A 5,540-nucleotide genomic window follows, 5' to 3' on the forward strand; every position below is an offset into this window, starting at 1 on the left:
TTCGCGGGCAAGCCCGCTCCTACACCTGTAGGAGCGGGCTTGCCCGCGAAAAAATTCAAGGTGATATCAGGCCTTGTTCAGGGCCTGCGCTGCCGCCAGCACCGCATCCACATGCCCGGGCACCTTCACCCCGCGCCATTCCTGGCGCAGCACACCGTCCTTGTCGATCAGGAAGGTGCTGCGGTCCACACCCAGGTATTCCTTGCCATACAGCTTCTTCAGCTTGATCACGTCGAACAGCTGGCACAGCGCCTCGTCCTTGTCGCTGATCAGCTCGAAGGTGAAGCCTTGCTTGGCCTTGAAGTTCTCGTGCGACTTGATGCCATCACGCGAGACGCCCAGCACCACGGTGTTGGCAGCCTTGAAAGCTTCGTGCTGGTCACGGAAACCCTGGCCCTGGGTGGTGCAGCCCGGCGTGCTGTCCTTGGGGTAGAAGTACAACACCACCTGCTGGCCCTTGAGCGCGGACAGGCTGATGGTCTGGCCACTGGTGGCCTGGGCCTGGAAGTCGGCAACGGGTTGGTCGATGGCAACGGCCATGGGAGCTCCTTAGACAGGGTTCTGTGGACGCCAGGGTTCGATCAGCGCGTCCAGGTTCAGGGCGTCGGCGAAATCCAGGAACTGGTCGCGCAGCCAGCTGATCTGGGTGCCGGCCGGCAGGATCACGGTGAACTGTGCGTTGAGCATGCTGCTGCCAGTCTGCGGGGCGAGGTAGGTGTCGCAGGTCATCCCGTCGAGCTCGACGCGGTGGTCGAGGAAGAACTGGCACAGCTCGTTGATGATGTCCGGGCGATAGGCGGCGCTGACGTAGGCCACGTAGGGCAGTGCCTGCGGGCGCACCTCCTGCTCGGCGCTGCGCACCACGTCGAGGGTCAGGCCATGCTTCTTGCCAAGGCCGGGCAGGGTGGTCTCAAGACGGGCCAGGGCATCCCAGCTGCCACCGACCTGCAATACCAGGGCGCTGGTTTCGCCGTGGCGCGACAGGCGCGAGGTGACGACCGCACAGCGGTTTTCGAAAGCGGCGCGGCTGAGGACGTTGGCAAGCTCCATGGGATTGGGGCCCAGGGCACTGATGACGAGGAATTGTTCGCGGGGGGCGGTGGACATGCAGCATTCCTAAAGCGATGAGCGGTCGGCGAAGGACGAGAGCAAGCCTCACTGTCGCCCTTATTCGCAGCCCTGTGGGGCATGACGAAGTACTGGCGTGGAGCACTGTCGACGGCCCGGCGGGCCGCACTGCGCCGATCAAAGAATCAAGGGTAGCGAAAAGCGACGCCGAGGGGAATGCTCCGCCCGCCAGCTTCGCTTGTGCAAGGTCGATGGCGCCAGTACCATTACCGCTCTCTTTTTCCGGCAGGAGCAGTTTCATGATCGCGGGCAGTATGGTGGCATTGGTCACACCCATGGATGCACAAGGGCGTCTGGATTGGGGCAGCCTCGATAAACTTGTAGACTTCCACCTGGAAAAAGGCACCCACGCGATCGTTGCTGTCGGCACCACCGGTGAATCCGCCACCCTGACCGTCGAAGAACACATCCAGGTCATCGAGCGCGTGGTCAAGCGCGTCGCTGGCCGCATCCCGGTCATCGCCGGCACTGGCGCCAACTCCACCGCCGAAGCCGTGCACCTGACCCAGAACGCCAAGAACGCCGGTGCCGACGCCTGCCTGCTGGTGGTGCCGTACTACAACAAGCCGACCCAGGAAGGCCTGTACCAGCACTTCAAGCACATCGCCGAAGCCGTCGACATCCCGCAGATCCTCTACAACGTGCCCGGCCGCACCTCCTGCGACATGCAGGCCGAGACCGTTATCCGCCTGTCCACCGTGCCGAACATCATCGGCATCAAGGAAGCCACCGGCGACCTGGCCCGCGCCAAGGCGATCATCGACGGCGTGAGCAAGGACTTCATCGTCATGTCCGGCGATGACCCGACGGCCGTCGAGCTGATCCTGATGGGCGGCAAGGGCAATATTTCCGTCACCGCCAACGTCGCCCCGCGCGAAATGGCCGATCTGTGCGAGGCCGCCCTTGAGGGCAATGCCGAGAAGGCCCGCGCGATCAACGAACAACTCATGCCGCTGCACAAAGACCTGTTCTGCGAAGCCAACCCGATCCCTGTGAAGTGGGCGCTGGTGGAAATGGGCCTGATGCACAAGGGCATTCGCCTGCCGCTGACCTGGCTGAGCGAAGGCTGTCACGAAAAAGTCCGTACTGCCTTGCGCCAGTCCGGCGTACTGGTTTAATCGAGGAAGTACACCGCATGAAGCGACTGGCTGGTCTTTCCGCGCTCGCCCTGATCATCTCCAGCACCAGCGGGTGCGGCTGGCTGTGGGGCGAGGATGGCTATTTCCGCGACCGTGGCAGCGATTACCTGCAGGCGCACCCGACTGCGCCGATGCAACTGCCGCCGGACGCCGCCAACGTCAAGCGCCTGGATCCGCTGCTGCCGATCCCGCGCAACGTGGCCGACGACAACGCCACTGGCGAGTTCGAAGTTCCGCGTCCGCAGCCGCTGTCGGCCAGCGCCGACGTCAGCGATTTCACCCTGCAGCGCAGCGGTGCCAACCGTTGGGTGCTGGCCCAGCGCTCGCCGGCCGAAGTCTGGCCGGTCGCGCGCCAGTACTTTGAAGACAATGGTTTCCGCATTGCCGAAGAGCGTCCGCAGACGGGTGAGTTCAACACCACCTGGCAGCGCTTCGATGAGCTGTCTGCCTCGCTCGGCCAGCGCCTGGCCAGCACCTCCAGCAGCCCGGACAGCGAAGTGCGCGTCCGTGTGCGCATGGAGCCCGGCGTGCAGCGCAATACCTCCGAGGTATACGTGGTCAGTGTCGAGCGTCCGGCCGGCAGCACCGCCGAGCCTGGCTTCCCGAGCACGTCGAGCAACACCGGCGTCGATGCGCTGCTGGTCGACGAACTGCTGGCCAGCATGAACCGCAGCGCCGAGAAGGGCGGTTCGGTGTCGCTGCTGGCGGCGCGCGATTTCGATGCCCCAAGCCAGGTCAGCCTGAGCGAGGACGGCAGCGGCAACCCGGTGCTGTTCCTGGGCTCGGACCTGGACCGCGCCTGGTCTGGCGTAGGCCGCGCCCTGGAGCAGGGCGAATGGCGTGTCGAGGACATCAACCGCAGCCTGGGCCTGTACTACATCAACCTGTCCGAGAAACCCGAGGACAAGCAGAACGAGCCGGGCTTCTTCAGCCGCCTGTTCGGCAGCGCGCCGAGCAAGGAAGAGCGTGAAGCACGCGCCGAGCGCTACCAGGTGCGCCTGAGCAAGGTGGGCGAGTCGGTCCAGGTCACCGTCGAGAAGAACATCAACACCGTGGCCCCGGCCGATGTGGCCCGCCGCGTGCTGAGCGCGATCCAGGACCGTCTGGGCTAAGTGCGCTTCGCGGTACTGGGAAGCGGTAGCCAGGGAAATGGCACGCTGATCGCCAGTGACGATACCTTCGTCCTGGTCGATTGCGGCTTCTCCCTGCGCGAGACCGAGCGGCGCCTGGCGCTGCTCGGGGTATCGGCAGCACAACTGAGCGCCGTGCTGGTGACCCACGAACATGCCGACCACGTGCATGGCGTCGGGTTGCTGTCGCGGCGCTACAATGTACCGGTCTACCTCAGCCAAGGGACTTTGCGCGGCATGCGCAAGCCGGTGGAGGTCGCCGGTTTTCTCGGTTGTGGCGACGTACTGGACATTGGCAGCCTGCAGGTCAGTGCCGCGCGGGTCGAGCACGATGCGCTCGAACCCCTGCAATACGTGATCAGTGACGGGCGCCGGCGTTTCGGCATGCTCACCGACCTGGGCAGCTACGATACGTACCTGCTGGAGCGTTACGAGGGCCTCGACGCGTTGCTGATCGAGGCCAATCACTGCCGTGACCTGCTGGCGCGCGGGCACTACCCGTACTTTCTCAAGCAGCGGGTTGGCGGCAGCCAAGGACATCTGAACAACCACCAGGCTGCCAACCTGGTGGCCGAGCTGGGCTGGAAGCACCTGCAACACCTGGTGCTGGCCCACCTCAGCAGCAAGAACAACCTGCCACAACTGGCCCGTCAGTGCTTCGTCGACACCCTGGGGTGCGATCCGGACTGGCTCCAGGTGGCGAATCAGGAACACGGGCTCGACTGGCGCGAAATCGCCTAGCCCAACCACTCAAGCAAGCGGAGCCCATCATGGAAAAACGCGACGAACTCTACCGCGGCAAGGCCAAATCGGTTTACAAGACCGACGACGCCGACCGCTTGATCCTGCTGTTCCGTAACGACACCTCGGCGTTCGACGGCAAGCGCATCGAGCAGCTGGACCGCAAAGGCATGGTCAACAACAAGTTCAACGCCTTCATCATGCAGAAGCTCGAAGAAGCCGGCGTGCCGACCCAGTTCGACAAGCTGCTGGGCGACAACGAGTGCCTGGTCAAGAAGCTGGACATGATCCCGGTCGAGTGCGTCGTGCGTAACTACGCTGCCGGCAGCCTGGTCAAGCGCCTGGGCGTCGAGGAAGGCATCCAGCTGACGCCTTCGACCTTCGAGCTGTTCCTGAAGAACGACGAAAAGGGCGACCCCTTCATCAACGAATCCCACGTTGTCGCGTTCGGCTGGGGCACCGCCGAGCAGTTGGTCGAGATGAAGAAGCTGTCGCTGAAGGTCAACGAAGTGCTGAGCAAGCTGTTCGATGACGCTGGCCTGCTGCTGGTTGACTTCAAGCTCGAGTTCGGCGTGTTCCACGGCCAGATCGTCCTGGGCGACGAGTTCAGCCCTGATGGCTGCCGCCTGTGGGACAAGGAAACCCGCAAGAAGATGGATAAGGACCGCTTCCGCCAGGGGCTGGGCGATGTCATCGAAGCCTACGAAGAAGTCGCCAAGCGCCTGGGCGTGCCGCTGTAACCCGCACGCTCACGCAAGCGCCTGATACCACGCGAATTTTTTTCGAAAAAGGTTTGCCAGAAACGAAAACGCTGGTATGATGCGCGCCACTGGAGAGATGCCGGAGTGGTCGAACGGGACGGATTCGAAATCCGTTGTACTGGCAACAGTACCTAGGGTTCAAATCCCTATCTCTCCGCCATACATGAAAAGCCCCGCTGATGAAAATCAGCGGGGCTTTTTTATGGGCAAAATTCGACGATAGGTAGGCTCGAGGCTCTCAAGAGTTTGCGGCAGATATCAGCGCTTCGGCCTCTAGTCTGCCGGGTCGTTGCCAATTCAACGACCGGCTGTGACAGGCCGCTTCGATCACTGAAACTCGAATTCCTTTTGAAACAGGTTGTTCAGGATCTGGGTGTTGCCTTGAGCATTGTAGACCGACGATTGTTTTGGGGTCAGGAGCTGCCGCGATCAGAGGCCTGGTCAGGATGGCTTTGACCAGGATGCTAGGGTCTGTATGAAAAGCCTTGAGACGAAGATCAGGCAAGGCGAAAACAGCCGAGGAACGGCCGGGGTCGCGCTCGACTTTACGGGTTGTAAATGAGCATTCCGACCGGGCTGGCGCACCAGGCTGTTTTCAACGCAGCATCACCGAGTATCAAGGTTTTTCATACAGAGCCTAG

6 protein-coding genes and 1 tRNA gene are annotated in these 5,540 nt (G+C 62.6%); 5 read left to right on the plus strand and 2 right to left on the minus strand.

Features of this window, described 5'->3' with window-relative positions; translation table 11 throughout:
- Window positions 1-66: 66 nt before the first annotated feature.
- Window positions 67-540 (minus strand): peroxiredoxin, encoded by a 474-nt coding sequence (locus tag ACPZMI_RS00210; protein ID WP_054890968.1) that lies wholly within the window; start codon window positions 538-540, stop codon window positions 67-69.
- 9 nt (window positions 541-549) lie between these two features.
- A complete protein-coding gene (locus ACPZMI_RS00215; RefSeq protein WP_054890967.1) occupies window positions 550-1,107 on the minus strand; it encodes a glycine cleavage system transcriptional repressor in 558 nt (185 codons plus the stop codon).
- A gap of 260 nt (window positions 1,108-1,367) precedes the next feature.
- On the opposite strand from ACPZMI_RS00215, the gene dapA reads away from it, so the two are divergent.
- The 5 genes from dapA to ACPZMI_RS00240 all read left to right on the plus strand — a co-directional run bounded on the left by dapA (window position 1,368) and on the right by ACPZMI_RS00240 (window position 5,059).
- Window positions 1,368-2,246 (plus strand): 4-hydroxy-tetrahydrodipicolinate synthase, encoded by an 879-nt coding sequence (gene dapA / locus ACPZMI_RS00220; protein WP_426351425.1) that lies wholly within the window; start codon window positions 1,368-1,370, stop codon window positions 2,244-2,246.
- 17 nt (window positions 2,247-2,263) lie between these two features.
- Window positions 2,264-3,379 (plus strand): outer membrane protein assembly factor BamC, encoded by a 1,116-nt coding sequence (gene bamC / locus ACPZMI_RS00225; RefSeq protein ID WP_065862225.1) that lies wholly within the window; start codon window positions 2,264-2,266, stop codon window positions 3,377-3,379.
- The gene (locus ACPZMI_RS00230; protein ID WP_426351426.1) at window positions 3,380-4,138 is read left to right on the plus strand and encodes an MBL fold metallo-hydrolase; all 759 of its coding nucleotides are present in this window, start codon (window positions 3,380-3,382) and stop codon (window positions 4,136-4,138) included.
- Between the two features lie 29 nt (window positions 4,139-4,167).
- Complete coding sequence (gene purC, locus ACPZMI_RS00235) at window positions 4,168-4,878, plus strand: phosphoribosylaminoimidazolesuccinocarboxamide synthase (protein ID WP_063545856.1); 711 nt, start codon at window positions 4,168-4,170, stop codon at window positions 4,876-4,878.
- A 91-nt stretch (window positions 4,879-4,969) separates the two neighbouring features.
- A tRNA-Ser gene (locus ACPZMI_RS00240) sits at window positions 4,970-5,059 on the plus strand.
- Window positions 5,060-5,540 lie beyond the last annotated feature (481 nt).

The sequence above is a fragment of the Pseudomonas wayambapalatensis genome, from assembly GCF_049942315.1.
GTDB lineage: Bacteria > Pseudomonadota > Gammaproteobacteria > Pseudomonadales > Pseudomonadaceae > Aquipseudomonas > Aquipseudomonas wayambapalatensis.